Origin of the sequence: Microbacterium sp. (assembly GCF_031179285.1) — a bacterium.
Lineage (GTDB): Bacteria > Actinomycetota > Actinomycetes > Actinomycetales > Microbacteriaceae > Microbacterium.
The window spans coordinates 20,478-44,008 of record NZ_JAPSHY010000026.1; the positions used below are offsets into that span (position 1 = coordinate 20,478).

General features: G+C 67.7%; 24 protein-coding genes. 12 read left to right on the forward strand and 12 right to left on the reverse strand.

Going from position 1 to position 23,531, the window contains the following annotated elements; translation table 11 throughout:
- Positions 1–106 precede the first annotated feature (106 nt).
- The 6 genes from RIN18_RS14085 to RIN18_RS14110 all read left to right on the forward strand — a co-directional run bounded on the left by RIN18_RS14085 (position 107) and on the right by RIN18_RS14110 (position 7,029).
- Positions 107–1,486, forward strand: coding sequence for an extracellular solute-binding protein (locus RIN18_RS14085; protein ID WP_309104611.1), 1,380 nt, complete (start codon positions 107–109; stop codon positions 1,484–1,486).
- Between the two features lie 56 nt (positions 1,487–1,542).
- Complete coding sequence (locus RIN18_RS14090) at positions 1,543–2,529, forward strand: sugar ABC transporter permease (RefSeq protein WP_309104612.1); 987 nt, start codon at positions 1,543–1,545, stop codon at positions 2,527–2,529.
- Positions 2,526–3,341, forward strand: a complete 816-nt coding sequence (locus tag RIN18_RS14095) for a carbohydrate ABC transporter permease (protein WP_309104613.1) — start codon at positions 2,526–2,528, stop codon at positions 3,339–3,341. Before RIN18_RS14090 ends, RIN18_RS14095 begins: the two co-directional genes overlap by 4 nt.
- Before the next feature lie 18 nt (positions 3,342–3,359).
- Complete coding sequence (locus RIN18_RS14100; protein ID WP_309104614.1) at positions 3,360–5,768, forward strand: TIM-barrel domain-containing protein; 2,409 nt, start codon at positions 3,360–3,362, stop codon at positions 5,766–5,768.
- Positions 5,769–5,822: 54 nt separating this feature from the next.
- Positions 5,823–6,176 (forward strand): hypothetical protein, encoded by a 354-nt coding sequence (locus tag RIN18_RS14105; RefSeq protein ID WP_309104615.1) that lies wholly within the window; start codon positions 5,823–5,825, stop codon positions 6,174–6,176.
- 175 nt (positions 6,177–6,351) lie between these two features.
- Complete coding sequence (locus RIN18_RS14110; protein WP_309104616.1) at positions 6,352–7,029, forward strand: Pr6Pr family membrane protein; 678 nt, start codon at positions 6,352–6,354, stop codon at positions 7,027–7,029.
- Here RIN18_RS14110 and RIN18_RS14115 read toward each other — a convergent pair.
- Positions 6,980–8,368, reverse strand: coding sequence for an FAD-dependent oxidoreductase (locus tag RIN18_RS14115; RefSeq protein WP_309104617.1), 1,389 nt, complete (start codon positions 8,366–8,368; stop codon positions 6,980–6,982). The two genes, RIN18_RS14110 and RIN18_RS14115, sit on opposite strands and share 50 nt — an antisense overlap.
- Positions 8,369–8,401: 33 nt before the next feature.
- Complete coding sequence (locus RIN18_RS14120) at positions 8,402–9,634, reverse strand: ATP-binding protein (RefSeq protein WP_309104618.1); 1,233 nt, start codon at positions 9,632–9,634, stop codon at positions 8,402–8,404.
- Between the two features lie 139 nt (positions 9,635–9,773).
- Between RIN18_RS14120 and RIN18_RS14125 the strand changes: the two genes are divergently transcribed.
- Positions 9,774–10,556 (forward strand): hypothetical protein, encoded by a 783-nt coding sequence (locus RIN18_RS14125; RefSeq protein ID WP_309104619.1) that lies wholly within the window; start codon positions 9,774–9,776, stop codon positions 10,554–10,556.
- Here RIN18_RS14125 and RIN18_RS14130 read toward each other — a convergent pair.
- On the reverse strand, positions 10,480–11,748 hold the full coding sequence (locus tag RIN18_RS14130) for an MFS transporter (RefSeq protein WP_309104620.1): 1,269 nt from the start codon (positions 11,746–11,748) through the stop codon (positions 10,480–10,482). The genes RIN18_RS14125 and RIN18_RS14130 overlap by 77 nt on opposite strands.
- A gap of 165 nt (positions 11,749–11,913) precedes the next feature.
- Between RIN18_RS14130 and RIN18_RS14135 the strand changes: the two genes are divergently transcribed.
- Positions 11,914–12,504, forward strand: coding sequence for an XRE family transcriptional regulator (locus RIN18_RS14135; protein WP_309104621.1), 591 nt, complete (start codon positions 11,914–11,916; stop codon positions 12,502–12,504).
- 37 nt (positions 12,505–12,541) lie between these two features.
- On the opposite strand, the gene RIN18_RS14140 is transcribed toward RIN18_RS14135, so the two are convergent.
- The gene (locus RIN18_RS14140) at positions 12,542–13,411 is read right to left on the reverse strand and encodes an NAD(P)-binding domain-containing protein (RefSeq protein ID WP_309104622.1); all 870 of its coding nucleotides are present in this window, start codon (positions 13,409–13,411) and stop codon (positions 12,542–12,544) included.
- A 173-nt stretch (positions 13,412–13,584) separates the two neighbouring features.
- On the opposite strand from RIN18_RS14140, the gene RIN18_RS14145 reads away from it, so the two are divergent.
- On the forward strand, positions 13,585–14,436 hold the full coding sequence (locus RIN18_RS14145; RefSeq protein ID WP_309104623.1) for an endonuclease/exonuclease/phosphatase family protein: 852 nt from the start codon (positions 13,585–13,587) through the stop codon (positions 14,434–14,436).
- On the opposite strand, the gene RIN18_RS14150 is transcribed toward RIN18_RS14145, so the two are convergent.
- From RIN18_RS14150 to RIN18_RS14160, 3 genes are read right to left on the reverse strand one after another with little or no spacing between them, the layout of a single operon-like run.
- Complete coding sequence (locus tag RIN18_RS14150) at positions 14,391–14,816, reverse strand: nuclear transport factor 2 family protein (RefSeq protein WP_309104624.1); 426 nt, start codon at positions 14,814–14,816, stop codon at positions 14,391–14,393. The two genes, RIN18_RS14145 and RIN18_RS14150, sit on opposite strands and share 46 nt — an antisense overlap.
- Positions 14,813–16,063: a sigma-70 family RNA polymerase sigma factor gene (locus RIN18_RS14155; RefSeq protein WP_309104625.1), complete on the reverse strand. Its 1,251-nt coding sequence runs from the start codon at positions 16,061–16,063 to the stop codon at positions 14,813–14,815. Before RIN18_RS14155 ends, RIN18_RS14150 begins: the two co-directional genes overlap by 4 nt.
- On the reverse strand, positions 16,060–16,383 hold the full coding sequence (locus RIN18_RS14160; RefSeq protein ID WP_309104626.1) for a YciI family protein: 324 nt from the start codon (positions 16,381–16,383) through the stop codon (positions 16,060–16,062). Before RIN18_RS14160 ends, RIN18_RS14155 begins: the two co-directional genes overlap by 4 nt.
- 265 nt (positions 16,384–16,648) lie before the next feature.
- On the opposite strand from RIN18_RS14160, the gene RIN18_RS14165 reads away from it, so the two are divergent.
- Positions 16,649–17,023, forward strand: a complete 375-nt coding sequence (locus RIN18_RS14165; RefSeq protein WP_309104627.1) for a hypothetical protein — start codon at positions 16,649–16,651, stop codon at positions 17,021–17,023.
- Between the two features lie 42 nt (positions 17,024–17,065).
- Here RIN18_RS14165 and aztD read toward each other — a convergent pair whose 3' ends face one another.
- The 4 genes from aztD to aztB all read right to left on the reverse strand — a co-directional run bounded on the left by aztD (position 17,066) and on the right by aztB (position 21,389).
- Positions 17,066–18,277 carry a zinc metallochaperone AztD gene (aztD, locus tag RIN18_RS14170; protein WP_309104628.1) on the reverse strand — a complete coding sequence of 404 codons (1,212 nt, stop codon included), beginning with the start codon at positions 18,275–18,277 and terminating at the stop codon, positions 17,066–17,068.
- Between the two features lie 28 nt (positions 18,278–18,305).
- The gene (gene aztC / locus RIN18_RS14175) at positions 18,306–19,223 is read right to left on the reverse strand and encodes a zinc ABC transporter substrate-binding protein AztC (RefSeq protein WP_309104629.1); all 918 of its coding nucleotides are present in this window, start codon (positions 19,221–19,223) and stop codon (positions 18,306–18,308) included.
- 1 nt (position 19,224) lies between these two features.
- Positions 19,225–20,457 carry an ABC transporter gene (locus tag RIN18_RS14180; RefSeq protein ID WP_309104630.1) on the reverse strand — a complete coding sequence of 411 codons (1,233 nt, stop codon included), beginning with the start codon at positions 20,455–20,457 and terminating at the stop codon, positions 19,225–19,227.
- Between the two features lie 68 nt (positions 20,458–20,525).
- Positions 20,526–21,389: a zinc ABC transporter permease AztB gene (gene aztB, locus RIN18_RS14185; protein WP_375163535.1), complete on the reverse strand. Its 864-nt coding sequence runs from the start codon at positions 21,387–21,389 to the stop codon at positions 20,526–20,528.
- 55 nt (positions 21,390–21,444) lie between these two features.
- On the opposite strand from aztB, the gene aztA reads away from it, so the two are divergent.
- Positions 21,445–22,098 (forward strand): zinc ABC transporter ATP-binding protein AztA, encoded by a 654-nt coding sequence (gene aztA / locus RIN18_RS14190; protein ID WP_309104631.1) that lies wholly within the window; start codon positions 21,445–21,447, stop codon positions 22,096–22,098.
- 43 nt (positions 22,099–22,141) lie between these two features.
- Positions 22,142–23,053 carry an aminoglycoside phosphotransferase family protein gene (locus RIN18_RS14195; protein ID WP_309104632.1) on the forward strand — a complete coding sequence of 304 codons (912 nt, stop codon included), beginning with the start codon at positions 22,142–22,144 and terminating at the stop codon, positions 23,051–23,053.
- Between the two features lie 54 nt (positions 23,054–23,107).
- Here RIN18_RS14195 and RIN18_RS14200 read toward each other — a convergent pair.
- Positions 23,108–23,531, reverse strand: a 424-nt coding sequence (locus RIN18_RS14200; protein WP_309104633.1) for an aldolase/citrate lyase family protein, incomplete at its 5' end; no start/stop codon positions are given.

The window sequence follows — 23,531 nt, forward strand, 5'->3', positions numbered from 1 at the left end:
CCTTCTTTCATCTGTGAGACATCTTGCACCTTGACGTGATGGCTGGCCTGTCGCACAATAGTTTACCGGTACACTTTTACCGGTAAACCTTGACAAAGGAGTCGACATGATTCGAGTAGGCCGGCGAGCCCGCGCCGTATCAGCGATCGGAACAGCATCCGTCCTCGCGGTGACGCTGGCGGCGTGCGGAAGCGGAGGCGGCGGTGTCGAGGACACGCAGGCGGACAAGGGGCTCCCGATCGCGGGAGTCAACGTCACCTACGACCCGAACACGCTCGTCAACGATGGAAAGCCCATTGAGCTGGAGTGGTGGGCCTGGAGCCACATCGAGCAGTTCCAGGCCATCGCCGACGCCTACAGCGAGATCCACCCGAACGTCACGATCAAGGTGGTGAACCAGCCGTGGGAGGACTACTGGACCAAGCTCCCGCTTGAGCTGGAGTCCGACGGCGGCCCCGCTATCTTCAATGTCCACAACTCGCAGCACGACAACCTCATCGCCAGGATGGAGCCGTACGACATCGACGCGGCCGATCTCGAAGCCGACTACACGGGTGCCGCCGCCCACGTCATCGACGGCGAGACCTACTACATCGATCTCGGTCTCATGAGCGGAGCGATCTACTACAACACCGATATGTGGGAGGCGGCCGGGCTGACCGACGCCGACATCCCGACCACGTGGGACGAGTTCCGCGAGGTCGCCAAGAAGCTCACGATCCGCGAGGGCGGCGAGCTGCGCCAGGCAGGGTTCAACTTCAACGGCGGGGCGCAGGCGATGCAGATGGGCATGGCCTACCAGCTCGGACAGAACCTGTTCGCGGACGATGGCAGCACACCCACCGTCGACAACGACGCGAACCTCGAGGTCATCAACCGCTTCCTGGACATCTACGCCGACGGCTCGGGCGACGCGAACTTCGGCGCATCGGGCACCGAGAGCTTCGGGCAGGGCCTGTCGGCGATGACATACGCCTGGGGCTGGTACTCCGGCACGCTGACCAACGACTACCCCGACGTGCCGTGGAGCGCGTTCCAGACGCCTGTGCCCGATGCCGGTGAGACGCCTTATGCGCTCGACCGCTACAACGGTGAGTCGACCTTCGGCATCAATGCGAACGGCACGGATGCTGAGAAGGAAGTGGCACAGGACTTCTTGCGCTACTACCTGACGGACGAGGAATCGGTGAAGGAGCTCGCGCTGAGCTTCAGCATCTTCCCGGCGTACAAGCCGATCGCCGACGACCCGGCCTTCGCCGAGAACCCGGCACTCGCGGCATTCGGCGACATCGAGCGCTATATCTGGCCCGGCCCCGTCCCGGCGACCTTCGAGACCTCGACCGCGACGATGTGGGAGGAAATCCTCTACAACGGCGTCGCCCCCGAGGACGCACTCGCCGCGGCGCAGACGGCGATCGAGAAGGACCTCGACGGCAAGGACTTCGTCGCTGCCGAGAACCTGTACGCGTTCTACGCCGCCAACTGAGAACCACGCAGGAAGGAGCGCTCCCGGCCGTCTCGGCGGCCGGGAGCGGCACCCGCATGACCATTCAGACACGCACGCGCTCGGCCGCCCCTGAGGCGCCGGCCCCGGTCACGCAGGACACCCGCCGCATCAAGAAGCCGGCGAGTGAACTGTGGCTGCGCAACCTCACCGTCGGCACCATCATGGCGTCTCTCGTGGTGTTGCTGCTCATCCCGATCGGCATCGCCTTCGTCGGCAGCTTCCACAACTGGAACCCGCTCAACGGCACCTTCGACTTCACCGGCATCGACAACTACGCCGAGCTGTTCGCGGATGCCACGTTCTGGCGCGCCTCCGCCAACACGCTCGTCTTCGGCGTCCTTGCCATCGTCGGCCGTGTCGTCCTCGGGCTGGCCATCGCCTACGCGCTGTTCTCGAAACTCAGCCGATGGCGCACGTTCTTCCGCACGATCTTCTACCTGCCGACGGTCATGCCCCTCGTCGCCGTGGCCTTTCTGTGGACCCTCATGTACAACCCGCAGTTCGGCGCCATCAACACGCTGTTCGGCCTCGACATCAACTGGCTTTTCGACCAGCGATACTCGCTGCTGGCGATCGTGATCATGACGATCTGGAAGGACTTCGGTTTCGCCGTCATCCTCTTCCTCGCCGGCCTCTACGCGATCCCCGAGGACGTCCTCGAGGCGGCATCCGTCGACGGCGCGAACGCGTGGCGCCGGTTCTGGCACGTCATCCTGCCACTGTTGCGGCCCATGCTGTTCTTCATCGTCATCACCTCGATGATCGGCTACCTGCAGGCGTTCGTACAGGTGCTCGTGATGACCAACGGCGGCCCCGGCACCTCGACGCAGCTCATCTCGTTCATGATCTACGACCAGGCGTTCGTGAAGTACGACTTCGGCTATGCGTCCGCGATCGCGTTCGTCCTGCTGATCATCACAGCCGTGCTGACCGCAGCGTCCTGGCGCATGAATCAGTCTGCGCTCGATACACCGCGGCGCCGGCGCCGTGCCGCGAAGCGCTCCGAAAGGAACCCCTCATGAAGGTGCGTGTCTTCGCGCTGAACGCGACCCTGCTCGTGGTCGGCCTGATCATCGTCCTGCCGTTCTTCTGGATGATCCTGTCGGCGTTCAAGTCCAATGCTGAGATCGTCGGTTTCGACCAGACCTTCTTCCCGAAGGAATGGACGTTCGAGAACTTCATCTCGATCCAGACGAAGCTCGACTTCCTCCGGTTGTTCTTCAACAGCGTGTTCCTGTCCGTGACGATCACGGCACTCTCCGTCTACACGAGCCTCGTTGGCGGCTTCGTGTTCTCGAAGTACCGCTTCCGTGGCCGTGGCCCGCTGTTCGCGGTGATCCTGTCGACCATGATGGTCACCTGGGCGGTCGTCATCATCCCCCGGTACACGATGTTCCGCGAGGTGGGACTCACCGACAGCTACGCGTCCATCATCATCCCCGCCGTCATCAGCGCGTTCGGCATCTTCATGATGCGACAGAGCATGGATGCCGTGCCCGACGAGATCCTCGAGGCCGCGCGCATCGACGGGGCGTCGGAGTGGTTCATCTTCCACCGGATCGTCGTGCCGATGAGCGTCAACGCCATCTCGGCGCTGTCGATCTTCATCTTCCTCTGGGTCTGGGAGGACTACCTGTGGCCGTATCTGATGATCTCGTCCGAGGAGAAGCAGGTGCTCGCGGTCGGGCTCACCACCTTCAGAGGGCAGTACGGCACGGACTATGGCGGGTTGTTCGCCGCTACGACGCTGGCGATCGTGCCGGTGATGATCGTCTACATCGTGTTCCAGCGCCGGTTCATCGCCGGGGCTGCGAGCGCGGCCTTGAAGGGCTGAGGCATGCAGGAAGAAACGATGATCTCGCTCTCCGATGGCGAGAGGGCACCGGCGACAGACGGGGCGATCGTCACCGGGCGCGGCTACCGCATCACCGTGCTCACGGACCGTCTGATCCGCGTCGAGTGGGATCCGGACGAGAGATTCGTCGACGAGAAGACCCAGCAGGTGGTCAGCCGGACCTTCCCGCTGCCGTGCTTCGACGTCGTCCGCACCGCCACGGGTATCGAGATCACGACCCGCACCTTGAAGCTGCGCTATGACGAGCAGAAGCCCAGCAGTTCCGGCCTCGCCATCACGCTCCTGAACGGTGCGACGGACGTGCATTACGCGACCTGGCGGTATGCACAGGAATACCCTCAGACTCCGCCGCTGCGCGGCAACCTCGGCAGCACGGCGCGCACCCTCGACGAAGTCGATGGTGCCATCGAGATCCCGCCCGGCATCCTCTCGACCTATGGATTCGGCGTTCTTGACGACTCCGCCTCGCTGCTGCTCACCGAAGACGGGTGGATCCGCCCCCGGGAAGGGTGCGGCGACACCACCGACATCTACTTCTTCGGATATGGCCGCGACTTCTCCGCGGCGTTGCGCGACTTCCACGAGCTCACAGGTCCCATCCCGCTGATACCGAGGTTCGCGCTCGGCAACTGGTGGAGCCGGTACTGGGCATACGACGAGAGCGAATATCTCGCCTTGATGGCGAGGTTCCGTGACAACGGCATCCCGCTGTCGGTCGCGGTGATCGACATGGACTGGCACATCACCGACGTCGATCCGGCGCTCGGCACCGGTTGGACCGGCTACACCTGGAACAGCGAACTCTTCCCCGATCCGCCACGATTTCTCGAGGCACTGCACTCACAGGGGCTCGCCGTGACACTCAACCTGCATCCCGCAGACGGCATCCGTCGTCACGAGGCCGCTTACCCGGCGGTTGCGACCGCGATGGGGGTCGACCCTGCGGGCGGCAACCCGATCGACTTCGATGTGTCATCGCGGCGATTCATGGGCGCGTACCAGGAGTACGTGCTCGGTCCGCTGGAGGACCAGGGTGTGGACTTCTGGTGGATCGACTGGCAGTCCGGAGCGCAATCAGCCATGCCGGGCCTGGATCCGCTGTGGATGCTGAATCACACCCACTTCCACGCATCCGCCCGTCACGGTCGGAGGCCCTTGACGTTCTCCCGGTTCACCGAGCGCGCCGGCCACAGGTACCCGGTCGGCTTCTCCGGCGACACCATCGTCAGCTGGGCCTCGCTCGCCTTCCAGCCCGAGTTCACGGCGACCGCCGCCAACGTCGGATACACCTGGTGGAGTCACGATATCGGCGGGCACATGCACGGAGCACATGATGTCGAGCTCGCCGTACGCTGGCTGCAGTTCGGCGTGCTCTCACCCATCAACCGGCTGCATTCATCGACGAACCCGTTCAGTTCGAAGGAGCCGTGGGTGTTCGGGGAGCCCGCTGCCACGATCATGCGACGGTACATGCGATTGCGGCATCGTCTCATCCCCATGCTGTACACGGCCGCGTGGGCCGCGCACGCCGAGCATGTGAGCGTCGTGCGGCCGCTCTACCACGACGCTTCGCGCGACCACGGCGCATACGCGCATCCGAACCAGTACTTGCTGGGGGAGCACCTGTTGGTCGTGCCGATCACCACCCCGAGAGAATCGACGTCGCACCTGGCGACGGTGCGCGCTTGGCTGCCCGCCGGCGAGTGGGTCGACATCTTCTCGGGCCTGCGCTATCGCGGATCCCGAGACGTGGCGCTCACCCGGACGCTGGAGCTGTACCCCGTGCTCGCGAGAGCGGGTGCCGTCGTGCCGATGGACGCGGATCCCATGTCGCAGGCGGCTGATGCGCCGACCAGCCTCGAACTGCTTGTGATCCCCGGTACGGGCACCTCCACGCTCGCCGAGGACGATGGATCGGCCAATCCCGACCGCGGACTGGTCACCTTTCGCCAGACTCTCGAGGTCCGCGAGGACGGTCTCGCCGATATCACGATCGAGGTGTCGCACACCGGTGCCGCGTTGGCGCAGCGGCACGTCTCGATCCGGGTGCCCGGTGTGAACGACGCTGAGTCGGTGACCGTCGACGAGGACAGGATGTCGGCGTTCGGGCCGCTGCCCGCGGACGCCGAGGACCTGGCCCCGGCAGGGTTTGGAGCGGACCTGGGCGTCGTCGATCTCACCGACGGGTTCACTGTGCGCATCCTCGGTGCGGAGCGAGCGGAGGCGTTCGACGCCCGAGGGGTCTTCGATCTGCTCCAGCAAGCCGAACTCGGCTTCGAAATCAAACGACGAATCTGGAACGTGGTCGAAAACGGCGAGGCGGCCGACGTGCTCGCAGTCCTGGATCTGCCACGAGAACTGTGCGACGCGTTGACCGAACAGTTCGCGGCCATAGCGGCCTGGTAGCGCCGATCGAGCCCCTCGGCCTCATCACGCATCCCGGGGCCCGATACTGGTGGGATGCCGATCATCGACGTCACCTGTGCGGCTCGCGTGAGCCGCGGCGCCAAAGAGGAACTCGCCCGCACGCTGCCCCACAGTGTCTCCGTTGCCGTCGAATGCCCCGAAGAGCCGTACGACGGTGATCTTCAGGGAGGCGACGTGATCCTGCGCTTCCATGACGCGAGCCCCATCGACCTGTTCGACCTCGACGTCCTCATCGAGGTGAAATCGAAGTGGTTCGCCTCTCGCGCCGGCGACCGACAGCGCCGCGCCGACGACATCCTCCGCCGCACGCAGGATGTGCTGCCAGACGATCACCACGTCGGCGTCTACCTCGCGTTGCCCGTCGCGGCCTGGGCAGAACCGGACTGAGCGGCACGTCCCCGAGCGTCATGGTCCGCACGCTGTCGGCCGCCGGGTGCCGACCGGGCGGCAAGCACTGAGTGCCCCGCTGCAGTCAGTATCTCGCGAGAGCGACCTGCGTCTGCGGAAGGGATCGTCGAGAATGGGTCGATGGGCGGGATCGATCGATGACGGGACGGCGGGCATGACTCGCGGTCGCGTCGAGCGATGGATTCTGGGGGTCGGACGACTGGTGTGCGCGGCGATCGTCGTCGTCAGCATGGTCGCACGGTTCGAGAGAGGGAAGGCGTGGGTCGGCCTGCCCGACTTCGTCGCCTACCTGACGATTCAGAGCAGCGCGGCGTTCGTGGTGGTCGCGACCATCGGGGGCATAGTGGCGCTCAGATCGGGCCTCGACCATCCGCGGCTGGACGTCGCTCGTGTCGTGGTTCTGGCCTGCGTCGTCACTGCCGGCATCGTGTTCGCGCTGATCGTCCAGCAAAGTGGCGCTCGCGGGCTGGCACTCGACGTGCCCTGGTCGGACGTGGCGCTGCACTTCGTCCTGCCGGCGATCGCGGTGCTGGACTGGATCGTCTCGCCCCGGCGGCGGCGGGTATCGTTCCGGGTCCTCGCCGTCATCGTCGGCTATCCGGTCGTGTGGGGAATCATCACCATGATCCGCGGGCCGATCGTCGGATGGTATCCGTACTACTTCCTCGACCCCGGCCAGGTGGACGACCCGTTCGAGTTCGCCGCACTGTCGGGCACCGCGCTCGCCGTCTTCGCGATCGTCGGCGTCGTCCTCGTCGCCATCCCTCCGCGGCAGGCGGCGTTCACGTCTGAGCGACGAAGGGCGCCAGCAGTCGTCGCACCATCTGGCTGAGCGCATCGTCGCCGAGCTCTGTGAGCGCGGCAGCGCCGTCGCCGCCGGCGATGCCCAGCAGCACGGCTTCGCCGGTCAGCGGAACCAGGTTGATCCAGGTCGCGATCTCGGCATCGCCGCCCACGAGGCTCCACACCGCAGCATCCGTGTCCCAAAATGGATCGTCGAAGGCGACCCGCACGACCTCGACCTGGCCGAAGCCGACAGCATCGATCGCACTGCGCATCGGGAGCGGGAGCGGCGGATCGAACTCGATCGCTCCGGCCTTGAGCACTCCGAGGGGCACGGTGACGATCACGCGGTCCACGCTGCGAGACTCACCCGTGCTGAGCCGCAGGCTGACACCGTCGTCGTCGTAGGCCACGGCGGTCACCGCGGTCGACAGAGCGAGCGGAACGTCTCCCAGGCTGCCGCTCACCACCGAGGAGAGCTGTCCCGTCGGGATCGCCGACGGCTCGCCGATCGCGGTCGGAGGGAACCACGTGGAGATGTCGGTGGGGTTCGCCCCGGTCGCGATTCGCGCCGCCTCCACGAAGGACAGCACGACGGTCTGGGCCGGGATGTCGCCCACCGTCGTGTCCGTCGCCGCGAGACCGGAATCCGAGAGGCCGGTCTCGATGTCGATGTCTGCGGTGGACTGCTCGACGGCCCACGTCGACAGCTGGGCGCTCATGCCCTGATGCGCGGCATCGACGTCAGCAAGAGTCGCCGTCACCAGCCCTTCGGAGACCGGAACAGTCACAGCGCCCTCGAGGGGTACGGCGTCGACGTCGGCGATCACGGAGTCATCGGCGTCGACGGCGAGCTTCCAGGCACCCAGTTCGAAGAACACGCCGTCGTCCTCGCGGCTGTCGATCCTCCCGCCCACACGATCACGCGCTTCGATGACGATCACGTCGATGCCGCGCGCCGTGAGCGTGCGCGCCGCCTCCGCTCCGGCGGCACCTGCACCGATGATCGCGACGCGGTCCTGATCGGCCATCGCATCCATGACCTCCCTGGCTGCCCTCGCGCCGGACTGCGCGGCACCTCTCACCGTCCCCGGCGCCTCCGAGGTCGCCTCGCCGGCGAAGAAGACGCGGTCATCCAATCGCGACCGCAGAGCCGCGCGGTCTTCGGGATTGGAGCCGACCGGCAGATAGCTCACGGCGCCACGCGACAGCGGGTCCTTCGTCCAGTTGCTGCGCCACAGCTGCGACGGTTCGGGCACGGACTCCCGGGGCGTGGGCGGCACCGGGGTGAGCGTGGGCTCTGGCTCAGGCCCGGTGCAGGCCGCCAGTACCAGGAGTGACATCCCGGTGCCGGCGCCGAGAAGGAACGTGCGACGAGTGAACGGCATCGGTTGCAACTGTACTCGGGCGGGGCGCGTTCGTCAGAGGTCCGGCCAGTCACCACTCAGGTACGCCTCGACGGCCCGGTGTCGGAACGAATAGGGTTTCCCCCGCTCGATGATCCCTCTCACCGAGTCGAGGCGTTGAGAGGTGGGACCGGCATCGGTGGCTTTGGCGAGCCCCATCTCCTTGGCGATCCGCGTGAGGGTGCGGTCGTCTTCGCGGAGGTCTGCCATGGCACGGAGGAACTGGGTCTCTCGCGCAGGCAGTCGCTCCAGGATCCGCTCCACATGCGACACCGCCTCCGATCGCGCCGCCTTCCACCCCTCGAGGACCTGAGCGCGCGTGATGACCTCGCCGGTGCCGGCGTACCATGCCCGCTCGCCCGCGAGCTGGAACAGGAACGGCTCCCCGCGGCACAGGTCGACGATGGCCGATGCGGCACCGGGCTCCATGCGGATCTTCGCGATGCCGCCGGCCCCGTCCGGAACGGGCCAACCGTCGATGATGAAGCTCTGGAGGGCGGAGGCGAGGTCGTCGTCGTCGATCGCCGACAGGGTGGTGGTCTTGAATCGTCGAGCGAAGGTGGCGCCCTTGCGCGCCCCGGCCATGTCGGCGAAATCCGGCAGACCCGTGAGGTACACCGCGAGGGGGAGCGAACGATGCACCTGAGCGGCGAGTCCCGGCACCGCCACCGGTTCTTCGAACACCAGTGCGTCTCCGAGCGCGATCAGCAGCTGCGACAGCGCATTCTCGCCGGTGATGTTCTGAACCTCGTCGATGTGGATCAGAACGGCGACGCCCGCTCGGATGGCCGCCCGCCCGACCTCGACGAGCAGATCCGTGAGCACCGTGTAGGGCTCGGGGCCGTCGGCCTGCCGCAGGCTCAGCGAGATGCCGGAGGCGGCGACGGCCTGCACCCGGTCGAGGGCTTTCCTGATCCGCGCTTCTCGCGATGCGGCGAGCCCGGCTTCATCCGCCAGGCGGAGGATCGCGGCGGCGACCAGCTTGAGCGGGTCCGATCCGGACGGGATGCGCAGTTGCGGGGTGACCCAGTCCCCGCCGGCCGCCGCCTCCCGCGCAATCCGACGGACCAGGGTGGACTTGCCGAGTCCTGCCTCTCCGAGGATGGTGCGTCCGCGTTCGGGAAGGCCCGCGATGCGGCGGGGCCTGACGACGTCTCGCCAGTCGCTCAGCTGTTCAGTTCGACCGGCCCACACCTCGGGCACGCTGTCCGAACCGGGGCTGAACGGACTGTTGAGGGCGCTGCGCATGCTGATAAGTTTATCAGAGCACCCAAGGGTTGATAAAGTTATCAGGGCTGATGCAGGATTCGAGCCAGCACAGTACGCCTGATCGGGCTGCAGTTCAAGCACCTATGAGCAGCCTGTGGGCGGGGCCTAGCTTCACGGCATGAGCACCCCCGACAGCACCCCAGATTTCCGCAGCCCCCGTGAGCCGGACGCGCGATTCCACGACCGCGACGCCACCCGCCCTGTGGACCACGTCGACGACACCCGCCCCGTGGACCACGCCGACGACGCCCGCAACACCGAAGTGCTGCGAGACACCGACGCATCCCACGACACGCGTCCGCGCCACGCCTCCGAGGTGGCCCGTGAAACCGACGACACCCGCTCGCTCCGCGATGACGTCCACGCCCGCGAGAAAGCGGAGTTCGGCGGGTTCAAGTTCGGTTCCGCCTTCTTCGGCTGGCTCACCGCCATGGGAACGACCGTGCTCCTCACCGCGCTCATCACGGCGATCGGTGCAGCGATCGGTATCAGCAACGGCACCACCGTGGACGAAGCCGCGGATGCCGCGTTCGGCGCCGCCGGGATCGCCGCCGTCATCGCGATCGGCCTCGTTCTGCTGATCTCGTACTACGCAGGCGGTTACGTCGCCGGTCGGATGGCCCGCTTCAGCGGCGCCAAGCAGGGCCTCGCAGTGTGGCTCTGGGCGATCGTCGTCGCCATCATCGTCGCGGTCGTCACGGCGATCGCGGGCGCCCAGTGGGACATCCTCGGCAATCTGCAGGGCTTCCCGCGCATTCCCGTCACTCCGGAGACCGCTACCGCCACCGGCATCCTGACGGCGGTCGGGGCAGCCATCATCACCCTCATCGGTGCGATCCTCGGCGGTCTTGCCGGTATGCGCTATCACCGGAAGGTCGACCGGGTAGGACTCGGGCGCTGACGCTCTGACGTTCGCCGTCCTCACGACCCCCTGACCCGAGCCGGGCGTCGATGACGATCAACGGGATCGTGAGGACGGCGATACCTGCGCCGATCCACACCGCAGCGGTGATGGGAAGCCCCTGCTCGAGCACGACCGCGGCGAGGACGGGGATGATCCCGATGCCGAGCTGAAAGGCGGACACGGTCGTCGCGCCCGCGAGGGTGGGAGCATCGCCCGCGATCCGGAAGACGCGACCGTAGAGCGCCGGGTTGAGAACGAACCCGAAGACGCCCAGCACGAGCACCAGGGGGACGACGATGAGCGGGTGGGCGGCGAACACCGCGATCAGCACGGAGGACGCCGCGATTCCGACGGCTCCCGTCACGAGTGCGAGGTGCGGCCGGCGGTCGGAGATGCGGCCGCCGATCGTCAGGCCCGCCCAGGCGCCGACACCGAAGAGCACGAGCACGGCGGCGATCCACGCGTCCGGAACGCGTGAGATGCTTCGGAGCAGTTCGGAGAGGTAGCTGAAGGAGATCATGTAGGCGGCGGTGCTGAGCATCGTCACCAGCAGGATGAGCCACAACCGCGGCTGTCGCATCGCGTCGAGTTCTCGACGGATGCTCGGCTCGGTCGCCGCCGTTGTTCGGGGCAAGACGAAGGCGGTTGTCGCCGCGCCCATCACGGTGAGCGTCACCACGAGCCAGAACCCGCTCGCCCAACCGATCTGATATCCGAGGAAGGTCCCGGCTGGGCCACCGAGGATCATGGCGAGGCTCAATCCGCTCACGACGACCCCCGAGGCGCGTGCCGCCCGATCCGAGGCGACGAGCCCGACCGCCGTCACGGCGGCGACCGCGAAGAAGCCCGCATAGGCGAGTCCTGCGACGAAGCGTGAGACGAGGAGAGCCGGATACGTCCCCGCCACGATCCCTGCGGCGATCGAAGCGGCGAAGGCGAGTTGGGTGACGATCAGGGCGGCTCGCCGCGGCCAGCGCAGGCTGAGTACCGCGAAGGGCGGTCCGCCGATGACGACGCCGACGGCGAATGCCGTGATCAGTCCGCCCGCGGCCGCGAGGTCCACGTCGATGTCCTGGGCGACAGCGGGGAGAATGCCGGCGAGCAGGAATTCGGCACTGCCCATCGCGAAAAGGCTGAAGGCGAGGACATACACGCCGATCGGGAGGAACCGCTCTGTGCCTGTCTTCACCGTGTCGTCTCACTTCCGGTCGTGACGGATGTTCCGTCTGCTGGTCGCGCCCACTCTGACTCGGCGACGACGGACAGCAAAGAATCTTTGCTGAAACTGGAAGAATCGGGCCGCAGCCACCCGGTCGCGTTGCCCGACAGCGCCGAGGCATGCTCTGATGGCGGGATGGCAACGCATCCTGCGGTCGAGGCAGCCCTCGATCAGATCGGAGCTCGCCTACGGCGACACCGCGAGCGCAAGAACATCACGCTCGCCGCACTCAGCCGCGAGACGGGCATCTCTCAGAGCACGCTGTCGAGGCTGGAATCCGGTCAACGCAAACCGAGCCTCGAGCTGCTGCTGCCCATCGCCGCCGCGCTCTCGGTCGCGCTGGACGACATCGTCGCGGCCCCGCGGATCGTCGACCCTCGAATGCGACAGGAGCCCCGTCGCTCCGAGGGGCGCGTGATCGTGCCGCTGTCGCGAGCGCAAGGCGAGCCGAAGGCGTACAAACTCACCATCCCCGCGTCGGAATCGGAGCCGCACACGCGGACGCACGTCGGGTATGAGTGGCTCTACGTGCTCTCGGGGCGGTTGCGGCTCATTCTCGGCGAGCACGACCTCGTCCTCGGACCCGGTGAAGTCGCGGAGTTCGACACGCAGCATCCGCACTGGTTCGGGTCCACCGGCGGCGGTGCTGTCGAGCTGCTCACGATCTTCGGCGGGCGCGGCGAACGCGCGCACCTCAGGGCACGCCCTCTGAGCAGTCGCGAGTGAGCGGCGCGGCGCGAGTGAACTCGAACCCGCTCGCGTCTCAGTCGCGCCGCCGCACCGACTCATAGATCCGAGCGAAGGCCTCGGGTCCATGGCCGGCCTCGCGCTGGGCCGAGATCAGCTCCTGCACCATGGCGATCGGCCGGCTCCCGACCCCGACCTCTTCCGCCGCTTCGAGCATCTTCGACAGGTCCGAGAAGTCGAGGCTCTGCTGGCCGGGAACGGTGTAGTCACCGCCGTCGATGACCCGCCCGTACTCCTCGAGTCCTCCTGTCATGGCCGCGATCCAGGGGGCGGCTCGGCCCGCGAAATCGGCGGCGCTGACCCCCGCTGTCGCGACGAGCGCCGCCCCCTGCATGTACCCGGCGAACATGACATACATGCCGGCGAGCAGGGCCAGGTCGTACAGCGATGCGAGACCGGCATCCTCTCCGAAATAGCTGCTTGTGCCCCAGCAGTCCAGGATCGGCCGGAAGCGTTCGAACGCGCTCTCGTCGCCGCTGTAGAGGATCTCCGATCCCGGATTTCCGATCATCGACGGCACCGCCATGATCCCGCCGTCGAGGTAGTCGATTCCGGCGGTCTCTGCCCATCGCCCCAGCTCCCGGGCCTGCTCGGGAGAGGTCGTGGTCAGGTTGACCACGGTGCGGCTGCGGAGCCGGTCGACGATCGGATCGAGGATCTCGTGCACAGACGCATGATCGAACAGGCAGACCACGATGAGCTCGGCCGTGTCGACGGCGGATGCAGCAGACTCGGCTTCGACCGCACCGCGTGAGAGCAGGTCGGCTGCTTTCCCCGGAGTCCGATTCCAGACGGTGACGGGATGGTCGCCAGGCAGGAGTGCCCCGGCCAGGGCTCGGCCCATCTCTCCGAGTCCGAGGAGGGAGACGGCGGTTGGTGCGTTCATGGTTGGTTCCTCATAACAGGTCGTGGATCGCATCGAGCGACGATTCGATCGTCGATGCTCGCTGCGGACGCCACAAGAACGCACTAATAAGTGGGGTACGCACCTTTCCGTTCGCACGGAACACGTGGGATCCCCATCTGGTGCCCACTCCGGCTCTGCGCGAATATGGGCGGATGACAGCCCCACGATCGACTCACGAGAAGCAGACGGACGCCATCAGGGTCTACACGCACAACATCTATGCGCGCCGTGCTGACTGGTCCTCGCGCAGGCGGGTGCTGATTGAAGGGCTCCACCGCACCGCTCCCGACATCGTCCTCTTTCAGGAGGAGGTGCTCACCGCGGAGTACGACCAGACCGCGGACGTGCTCGGCGAGAAGTGGAACATCGCGCATTCACAGGCGCGATCGGCCGACGAAGACAGCGGGATCTCGGTCGCCAGCCGCTGGCCGCTCGAGGTGGTCGCCGAGATCGACCTCACCGCGGGCGGTCGAGCGGTGGACGAATACATCTGGGCGAGCCTCGTTGTTCGCGTACATACGCCGTCCGGGCCGGTGATCATCGCGAATCACTTCCCCGAGGCCGCCGCTGACGGAGAGATCGAACGCCAGCGACAGGCCGTACTCGTCGCGCAGGAGCTCGAGTCGCTCGCGTCGTCCGACGATGCGCCAATGGTCATCGCCGGCGACTTCAACGCGGAACCGGATGCCGCGAGCCTGCGTTTCCTCACCGGCAAGCAGCCGATCGACCAGGCGAGCGTCGTCTACGTGCGCACGTGGGATGCCGTGCATCCCGATGAAACGTGCGTCACGCTCGATCCCGCGAACCCACTGGTCGCCGCCGGACTCCCCGGCTGGCCGTATCGCGAGATCGACCACATCCTGGTTCGGTGCGGCGCATCGGGCACCTCGATCATGCGCATCGATGCCTGCGAGCGCGTGCTGGATCGGCCCTACGCGGGCACCTGGGCGAGCGATCACTATGGCGTGGTCGCAGACCTCTCCGCACCGGGGACCTTTCCATAGCCCAGCGCTTCGACGATCCGCCCCTCGCGTACCCGCATGAGGTTCACACCTCTCATCTGATGCCCGGGACCTGAGCCTGCAACGAGCCGCCATCGGATGATCGCCGCCTCGCCGAACGCATCGATGCGTTCGGGCGTGAACTGGATGCTCGGGTTCTCGATGAGGTCCTTCCAGAAGGCCAGGCACGCCGCCTTCCCCACGGTGCGTTCGCCCTCGGGCGCGGGGGCGACCGCCTCCATGACGCAATCGTCGGCGATGAGATCGTCGAATCCGGTCGCATCGTGTTCGGTGAAGGCGCGGTTGAAGCGGTGCATCAATGCCGTCGTGGCGTCCGTCCGGTCGGCAGGGGCGGTGGCGTCGGAGTCGCTTGGAAAGGTCATGGTGTCTGCTCGATTCGGAGTGTTCGGTCTCGGCGCCGGGCGAGCGCTGCGATCTCGCCGGCGTTGCCGGCAAGCGCGATGGCGCGCTCGTACGCCGGGCGCGCCTGCTGCAGCCGGCCGAGCCTGCGGAGCAGGTCGGCGCGGGTGGCATGGTACGGGTGGTAGTCGTCCAACGACCCCGACAGGTGCTCCACCAGATGGAGCGCGGCCTCGGCGCCATGGATCTCTGCGACGGCCACCGCTCGGTTCAGGGCGACGATCGGCGAGGGCTCGATCCGGCCGAGCTGGTCGTACAGAGCGAGAACCTGCGGCCAGTCGGTCTGGGCGAAATCGTCAGCAGAGGTGTGGACCGCGTTGATCGCGGCGAGGAGCTGATATCGACCCGCGGGCTCGCCATCGGCGGCCGCGACGAGGCGCGCGCGGACCAGACGATGTCCCTCATCGATGAGCTCACGGTTCCAGGCGCGGCGGTCCTGTTCGTCGAGCGGCACGAGTTCACCCTCACCCGCGAGCCGAGCGCCGCTGCGGGCGTCGGTCAGCAGCATCAGGGCCAGAAGGCCGGCGACTTCGCCGTCGTCGGGGAGAAGGGTATGGATCAGGCGCGTAAGCCGGATCGCCTCGGCGGTGAGATCGAGCCGGACGGCATCCGCCGATCCGCCGCTGGTCAGATACCCCTCGTTGAAGACGAGGTACAGCACGGCGAGAACCCCGGAGAGCCGAACGCGGAAGTCCGCGGCGGTCGGCACGCGGTAGGGGATGCCCGCCGCCCTGATCTTCGCCTTCGCACGGGTGATCCGCCGGGCCATGGCACCCTCCTGCGTGAGGAACGCATGAGCGATCTCCGCCACGCTCAGGCCGCCGACCATTCGCAGCGTCAGCGCTACACGCGTCTGCATCGCGAGAGCAGGATGGCAACACGTGAAGATCAGTCGGAGGCGGTCATCCTCGATGGCGCCGGCCGGCTCGGGAGGGTTGTCGTACAGCATCCGCGCCTCCCTGTGCCTGTCGTCCCGGCGGTTCTCACGCCGAATACGATCGATGGCCTTCCGCGCGGCGGCGGTGGTGAGCCACGCCCCCGGCTTCGGGGGCACACCGTCGACACGCCACCGCTCGACGGCGGTCGCGAACGCCTCAGCCGCAGCCTCTTCGGCGATATCGAAGTCACCGAAGCGGCGGGTGAGGGCCGCGACGACGCGAGCCCACTCCTCGCGGTGGACTGCAGCGATCACCTTCTCGACGTCGCTCACACGAACGGCCGCACCTCGATCTTCCGGTCGCAGACTTCAGACGCCTCCGCCGCCAGGCGCAGGGCGACATCGAGGTCGGGAACCTCCCACAGCCAGAGACCGGCGAGGTACTCCTTCGACTCGAGGAACGGACCGTCGCTGAACACCGGCTCCTCTCCGCGGTTGTCGACGACCGTGGCGGCGTCGGTGTCCGCCAGCCCGCCTGCGAAGACCCAATAGCCTTCCCTGACCAGTCGCTCGTTGAAGGCGCTGATGGCGGGTCTGCGACCCGGATCGTCCGGTTGATCCCTGTCGTGGACGACGGAGACGAGGTATTTCATCGAGGTTCTCCCTGCTGGCGACGAGTGTTCGGTGTATGCGGCGGTGTCCGGCCGCGCCGGTACCACACCAGTACCACGAACGAGACCGGCCCGATCGGACAGCCGCTCGGAAATCCGTCCCATTCTCTTCCCCCGACGCCCTCAGCGATAGCGGAGATGTCCGATCCGGCCGGATCCGTTCGTGGTGGGGATAGGCGGCGGCCGAACGGGCGGGTGGCGCCGTCCGGTCAGCAGTGAGAGCCTTCTCTCGCGCGAAGGAGCACGAATGGCTGCAGTAGTCGACGATGTCAGGTTTCTCGGGACCGAACTCGAGCGCTCCTATGAGGTGCGCGTACGGGGACGGCTGAAGTTCCGCGTCGGGCAGCTCGTTTATGTCGCGTTCTCCCTCGACGAGTCGGTGATGGGTTTCGCGTACCCGAGAGAGAACCGGCCCGGACTCGTCGGAAGCGAGCCGCACAAGTTCCAGCTGCCCGATCCGGCGGACATGCGCTTCAACTGGGTGCACGCGCGACTCGCCGCCCTGGATCCGGTGGAGGCTCGCGACATCGTCATCGACGCGTGGCGCATGGTGGTGCCCCAGAAGGTGTGGCGGGCGTATGACCTCGCCCAGCGAACGAAAGAGACGGGCGGAGCGCCGTGATCAGCGCTCCGCCCGTCCCTGCGATCTGTCCTGCTGCGGGGATCAGCCGGCGGCCGGTGCGACCTCGTTCGGCGTCACCTCGAGCTCTGCACTGGCGAGCACCTCGCCGGTGGTGAGGTCGACGGCGTGCACGCTGTTCGCTGCGGGCTCGGTGACATAGGCGACGTTCCCCGCGACGACGATGGCCGGGTGCGCGTCCTGCCACTCGGCCGGGCTCTCCCACGGCTCGATGACCGGGTAGCTCTCGGTGACCTCGCCGGTCTCGGGATCGAGGACGTGGATGGAGCCGTCGGCGCTGAGGATGTAAGCCAGGTCGTCGGGGCCCCGCACCACGTCGCGGAAGGTGTACTCGACGCCCTCCGGAAGCTCGACCACCTCAAGGGTCTTGGCCTCGGTGTCGATGAGGGTCACGGCGCTCAGCAGGTAGCCCTCGGCGTCGACGTCGTTCTTGTAGTCGCCGACGACGATCGGGCTGGTCTCGCTCACGTAGGCGTTACCCATGCGGCCATAAGGCTGATCCGGTGCGTCGAGCTTCACGATCTCGCCGTCCGCGTACAGCAGCGCGCCGTTCTCGCATCCGAACACGACGACCTCGTCCTTCGCCGTCCCCTCGCCGTGAACGCCGGGGCACTGGTCGGAGCTGGCGATCTCGGTGCCCCCGGCATCCTTCACCGTGATGCCGTTGCGACCGTCGGCGTTGCCGACCGTCGTGAGGAAGGTGCCGTCTTCGAGCACGACCGAGACACCGTGGTGGGCCTCGACGCCCGGGATCGTCTCGACCTCGGGCTTGCCGTCGGCGGAGGCGAGGTCGGCGGTGTCGAAGATCGTCGTGTCGCTCGTGCCGTCGGCGTAGAGGATCGTCTTTCCGGCGTGGCGGACGACGTGCCCCGGGGCCTCCGCTTCGAAGATCGTGTCGGTGAGCTCGGGCTCGTCGGCGGTCCCGGCCGCCGTGTCGAGCACCTGGAAGCCCTCGCTCATCGTGACCATCACGTGCCGGTCGTCACCGGCGGGGTTGAGCCTGGTGAACTCCTCGGATTCGAAGTCGGCGACGGTTTCGAGGGTCTCTCCGTCGAGGACGAGGATGCCGCCCTCATAGGCGACGGCGACACGGGCGCCGGCCTCCTGGCCGGAGGCCTCGTCGGCGGTGGAGGCGGGGGCGGTGGAGTCGCCGCCGGCGGAGCACGACGCCAGCGTGACGACCGCGCCGATGGCCGCTGCGCTGATCAGCGCGCGGCGCAATGGGGAGGTTCGCATGGATTCCTCTTTCTGTGGGGGAGTGGTCTCAGCGAGTGAGACCGGTGGTGATGCGCTCGGTGTTGACGCGCATCATGGTCAGGTAGTCGGGAGCGCCCTCGTCGGCGCCTGTGAGTGACTCGGTGAACAGCTCGATCACCTCGACGTGGACGTCTGCTTCGCCGGCGAGCGCCTGGACGAGACGGTCAGGGGACGAGGACTCGGCGAAGATCGCCGGCACACCCGTCTGCTCGATCGCGTCGACGAGGTCGGCGAGGTCGGATGCCGAGGGCGCGGCCAGTGTCGTGCCGCCAGGGATCACCGCGCCCACCACCTCGAAATCGAACCGCTCGGCGAGGTACCCGAACACGTGATGATTCGTCACAAGGGCGCGGCGTTCTTCGGGAATGCTCTCGAAGGCGGCCGTCATCTCGGCGTCGAGATCCTGAAGCTCGCCGCGGTACCTCTCGACCGCCACCTCGAGGGCTGTGTCGTCGATGCCGTCGATCTCGGCGAGGACGGGTTCGAGAGCGTCGATGACATCGAGCATCCGTGCGGGATCGGTCCAGAAGTGCGAATCCGGCATCCCCTCGGCGTCGCCTTCGCTGTACTCGAGGACCTCGATGGCGTCGCCGGCGACGAAGGCGGGCACGCCCTCTGTCGCGGCCGCGTCGAGGTGCTGCTGCAGCCCTTCTTCCAGCCCGAGGCCGTTCGAGACGAGCAGGTCGGCCCCGCGCAGCGTCGCCGCCTGCTGCGCGGAGATCTCGAAGGAGTGCGGGTCGGCGTTCGGCTTCATGAGCGTGATCACCTCGGCCTGGTCTCCGGCGACTTCTTCGACGACGTCGCCGAGGATGTTCGTCGAGACCACGATGAGGGGGCGTGCGTCGTCCGCTGCGGCGCACCCGCTCAGACCGAGAGCGCCGATGCCTGCGAGCATGAGCGCCGCGAGACGTCTGGCCGAGCGCATGTCAGCGTCCCGTCTCGGCGACGAACGCCGGTTCGGTCACGGTGTCGAAGGTGCGCGCGATGCGGGCGCCGTCGGCGTAGTCGATCTCGTAGAGTCGCTTCTCCGTCGGCGCGCTGAGGTATGCCCGATGCTGATCGGCGATGAGTGTCGGCACCCTGCCGGCGGCGAGCGAACCGGCGACGAGCGGTGTGGTTTCGGAGGTGACGGATCCGTCCGTGCCGTTCAGCACGAGAACCCGTCCGTCCTGGGCGAGAGCCAGCACAGTCCCGTCTTCGTCATCCACCGCGGTGACGTGAGCGAGCGGCGTCGGTGCAGGCAGCAGCGTCCATGCCCGGTCGCGGGTGTCGAGGAGCCAGATGCCGCCTTCGCCGGCGAGTCCTGCGACGGTCGGACGCCCCTCACGGTTGTCGAAGTCCCGAACCGGTATGGCATCGGTGCCCGCCGGGTACGGGATGCGTTCCACCTGCAATTCGTCGTCGACGACGTGCGCGAGCAGGGCGCCGTCTGCGCAGCCGATGACCGCGCCGACGCGTGTGGTGATCGTTCCGGCCGGGTCGACGCACGGCTCTTCGAGACCGGTCTTCTCGCCCTCCGCGGTGTAGCCGAGAATCTCCGTGCCCACTCCGTCGGTCGCCTCCGTGACGAGCGCGAAGGAGCCGACGGGAACGACCAGGCCATCGTGCGGCTCGCGCCGCAGTCGGAATCTCTCGGTGACCTCCCCCTTCGACAGGGCCTCCGTGTCCAGCAGCACGGCGTCGCCCGAGCCGGCGAAGGAGATGCCGGTGCTCCCGGTGGTGGAGAGGTTCGTCGTCGCGACCGTCGCCTGTCCGTCGCCCTCGACCCCGCCGAGCAGCCGGGGAGCCGCCCGGTAGTAGTGGAAATGGTCGATATGATCCCAGGTCCACACGCCGCTGTCGACGATCTCCACGGCGCCGTCGGTCTCGGCGAACAGGTAGCGCCCGTCGGTCGACACGGCCGTGGGAGCGGCGACTTCGCCCAGCGGGGAGACGCTCTCGTCGAGCAGATCGAGATGTGTGACCGCTCCGGCCGGGTCGATGACGGTCAGCCCGAGTTGCGGCTCGGCGACCTCCTCCGCGTTGGAGACCGCCCCGTGACCGTCTCCTGCGGCACCGTCGGGTGCACTCGAGGCGGGCGCTGCCGGCTGCCCGGCGCACGAGGTGAGGGCGAGCGTGAGCACGCCGGTGGATGCGAGGAGGGTGAAGCGAGAGCGCACGGGGTTGTTCCTGTCTGTTTTCGAGTTCGTGCGGTGGGCGGACTCAGCGGGGCCCGCCGGGTGCCGCCTCATGTCGCGAGAGCGGGCACGGCCCAGCGACCGCGGAGCGAGGAGAGAGCGGCGCGCGCTGCCCACGACACGCAGGTCAGCAGGATCGCCGCACCGGCGACGGATGCCCCGGCGGCGGTCGCCGCGTACCACGACGCGATCAGACCGAGCACGACCGCCGTCACCCCGAAGGCCGACGCCAGGATCATGCGACTCGGAATGCGAGTGGTCCAGTGGCCGGCCGCCACGGCAGGCGCGAGCAGGAGTCCGACGACGAGCATGGAACCCACCGCCTGATAGGACGCCACGATCGCGAGCGTGACGAGACCGACGAGGGCGGCCTGTGCGAGCCGCGGGCGCAGACCCAGCACCGACGCGATGCGCGGGTCGAGCGAAAGTGCGACGAAGGCACGGTGACAGAGCGCGGCGACCGCCAGACCGAGGGCGGTGGCGACCGCCAGCAGGATGATGTCGCGCTGATCGATCGCGAGGATGTCACCGAACAGGATCGCTGTGGCGTCGGTTGCAAAGCTGCCCGAGTGGGAGATGATGATGACCCCCAGCGCCAACATCGACACGAAGAGCAGTCCGATGCTGGTGTCGTAGGACAGCTTCGCGCGCCGCTGCAGGGCGCCGATCCCCAGACTCATGGCGATGGCGCTGAGCGCGCCCCCGGCGAGCACCGGCAACGACAGCACCGTGGCGAGCGCGACACCGGGAAGCATCCCGTGCGCCAGCGCTTCGCCGAGGAAGGCCATGCCGCGGATGACGACCCAGGTGCCGACGATCCCGCACAGGATCGCGACGAGGGCGCCGCCGATCAACGCGCGCTGCAGGAACTCCAGCGCGAACGGCGCGAACGGCATGGCAACAGAGGGGGTCACGTTCAGCGAGCTTAGACCTAGTTGAGAATGATTATCAAACTCGTAGACTGAGGATATGACCTCCCTCGCCATAACCGCCGTCATCGTCGCACGGCTGACAGATGTCGTCGTCCGGTACGACGGCCGACCGGCGCTGGCCGGGGTCAGTGCGGAGATCTTCAGGGGCGTATCGACCGTCATCACGGGTCCGAACGGGGCAGGAAAGTCGACTCTGCTCGAAGTCATCGCGGGGACCTTGGTCCCGTCGACGGGGGAGCGCTGGGTGGAGGGTGCGGTGGCGTTCGTGCCGCAGCGCGCGTCGATCCCGCCACGGCTGCCGGTCTCTGTGCGAGACGTGGTCAGCGTGGGCGCCTGGGGCGGCCTGGGTCTGTGGCGACGCATGGACTCGGCGGCGCGCGACGGCGTCGACCGCGCACTCGAGCGGCTCGACATCGGCGCCCTCGCCAAGCATCCGTTCTCGTCTCTCTCCGGCGGCCAGCAGCAGCGTGCGCTCCTGGCGCAAGGACTCGCGCGGCGGGCGGATCTTCTTCTGCTCGATGAGCCGACGACCGGGCTGGATGCAGCCAGCAGCCGTCGGATCAGGCAGGTCCTTCACGAAGAGGCCGAGCGCGGCGCAGCGGTGGTCTGCGTCTCGCATGACGCGGCGGTGATCGGCGACGCCGACGACACGATCCGGCTCCTCGACGGGCGGGTCGCCGCCACCGAATGAGAGCCAGCCGCTGCTCGACGTTCCGCACTGGCATGATGACGGAATGGCCGATCCGCAGCAGCCTCCGACCATCGATGTCGCGCTCGTCGAGGCGCTCATCGGTGAGCAGTTCCCGCGCTGGGCTGACCTGCCGATCACCCAGCTGGTCCCCGGTGGCTGGGACAACCGCACCTTCCGACTCGGCGACGAGCTGAGCGTCCGGCTGCCGAGCAGCGAGGCGTACGTGCTCCAGGTCGAGAAGGAACAGCGCTGGCTGCCCGTTCTGGCACCGCTCCTTTCCGTCGCGATTCCCGAGCCGGTGGGGCTCGGGAGGCCGTCTGAGCGGTTTCCGTTCCCGTGGTCGGTGTACCGGTGGCTCCCCGGAGAGCCGCCGTCGGCGGAGCTCATCGCGGCCGACGTGACCCTTGCCGCTCGCCTCGGCGACGTCCTCGCCGCGCTCCAGCGTGCGCCGGCCGAGGGCGCGCCGCTCCCGGGCGCTCACAACTTCTTCCGCGGCGACTCGCCGGCGGTCTACGAGGCCGAGACGCTTCGCGCCATCGAGGTGCTCGGCGACAGCATCGATGCGGATGCCGTGCACGATGTGTGGCGTGCGGCGACGTCGAGTCGCTGGCGCGGCGAACCGGTGTGGTTCCACGGTGACGTCAGCGAGGGCAATCTCCTCGTCGACGACGAAGGCCGGCTGAGAGCCGTCATCGATTTCGGAACCTCGGGTGCAGGCGACCCCGCCTGCGACCTCGTGATCGGGCTGGCGACCATGCGCGGCGCCGCGCGTGACGCGTTCCGTGAGCACCGCGGGCTCGATGCTGATGCGTGGGCACGGGCACGCGGGTGGGCGATCTGGAAGGCGCTGATCGTGGCGGCGGGATTCGCCGGCTCGCATTCGCCCGACACCGAGACCCGCAAGGCCCGGCGCACCATCGACGCCGTGATCGAAGACCACCGGCAGGTCGGCTGACCCGATCGGCGGCCGCAGACCTCGCCGGTCGCGTGTGCGGGGACGCCGGAGCCGTCAGGGTCGGGCGGCGGCGAGCACGCGTTCGGCGGCCCGCACCATCGCGATGTCGACGAACGTGCCGTCCTCGAGCAGGAACGCTCCGGTGCCGTCGACCGCGGCGGATCGCACGCGATCGACGACGCGCTGAGCCCGTTCGACCTCGGCCGCGTCCGGTGTGAACGCACGGCGGATGATGTCGAGCTGGCGGGGGTGCACGGCCGTGCGGCCGCCGAATCCGAGCGCGCGGCCGGAGCGGCAGCTCGCCTCGAGTCCGTCGAGATCGTCGACGTCGGCGTACACCGCCATCAACGGCGCCGGCAGGCCCGCAGCAGCAGCCGCATTGACGACGCGACTGCGCGACCACGCCAGTCCCGCTTCGCCGGCACTGCCCGCCGGCACGCCGAGCTCGGCACGCAGATCGGCCTCTCCGGTGGCGAGG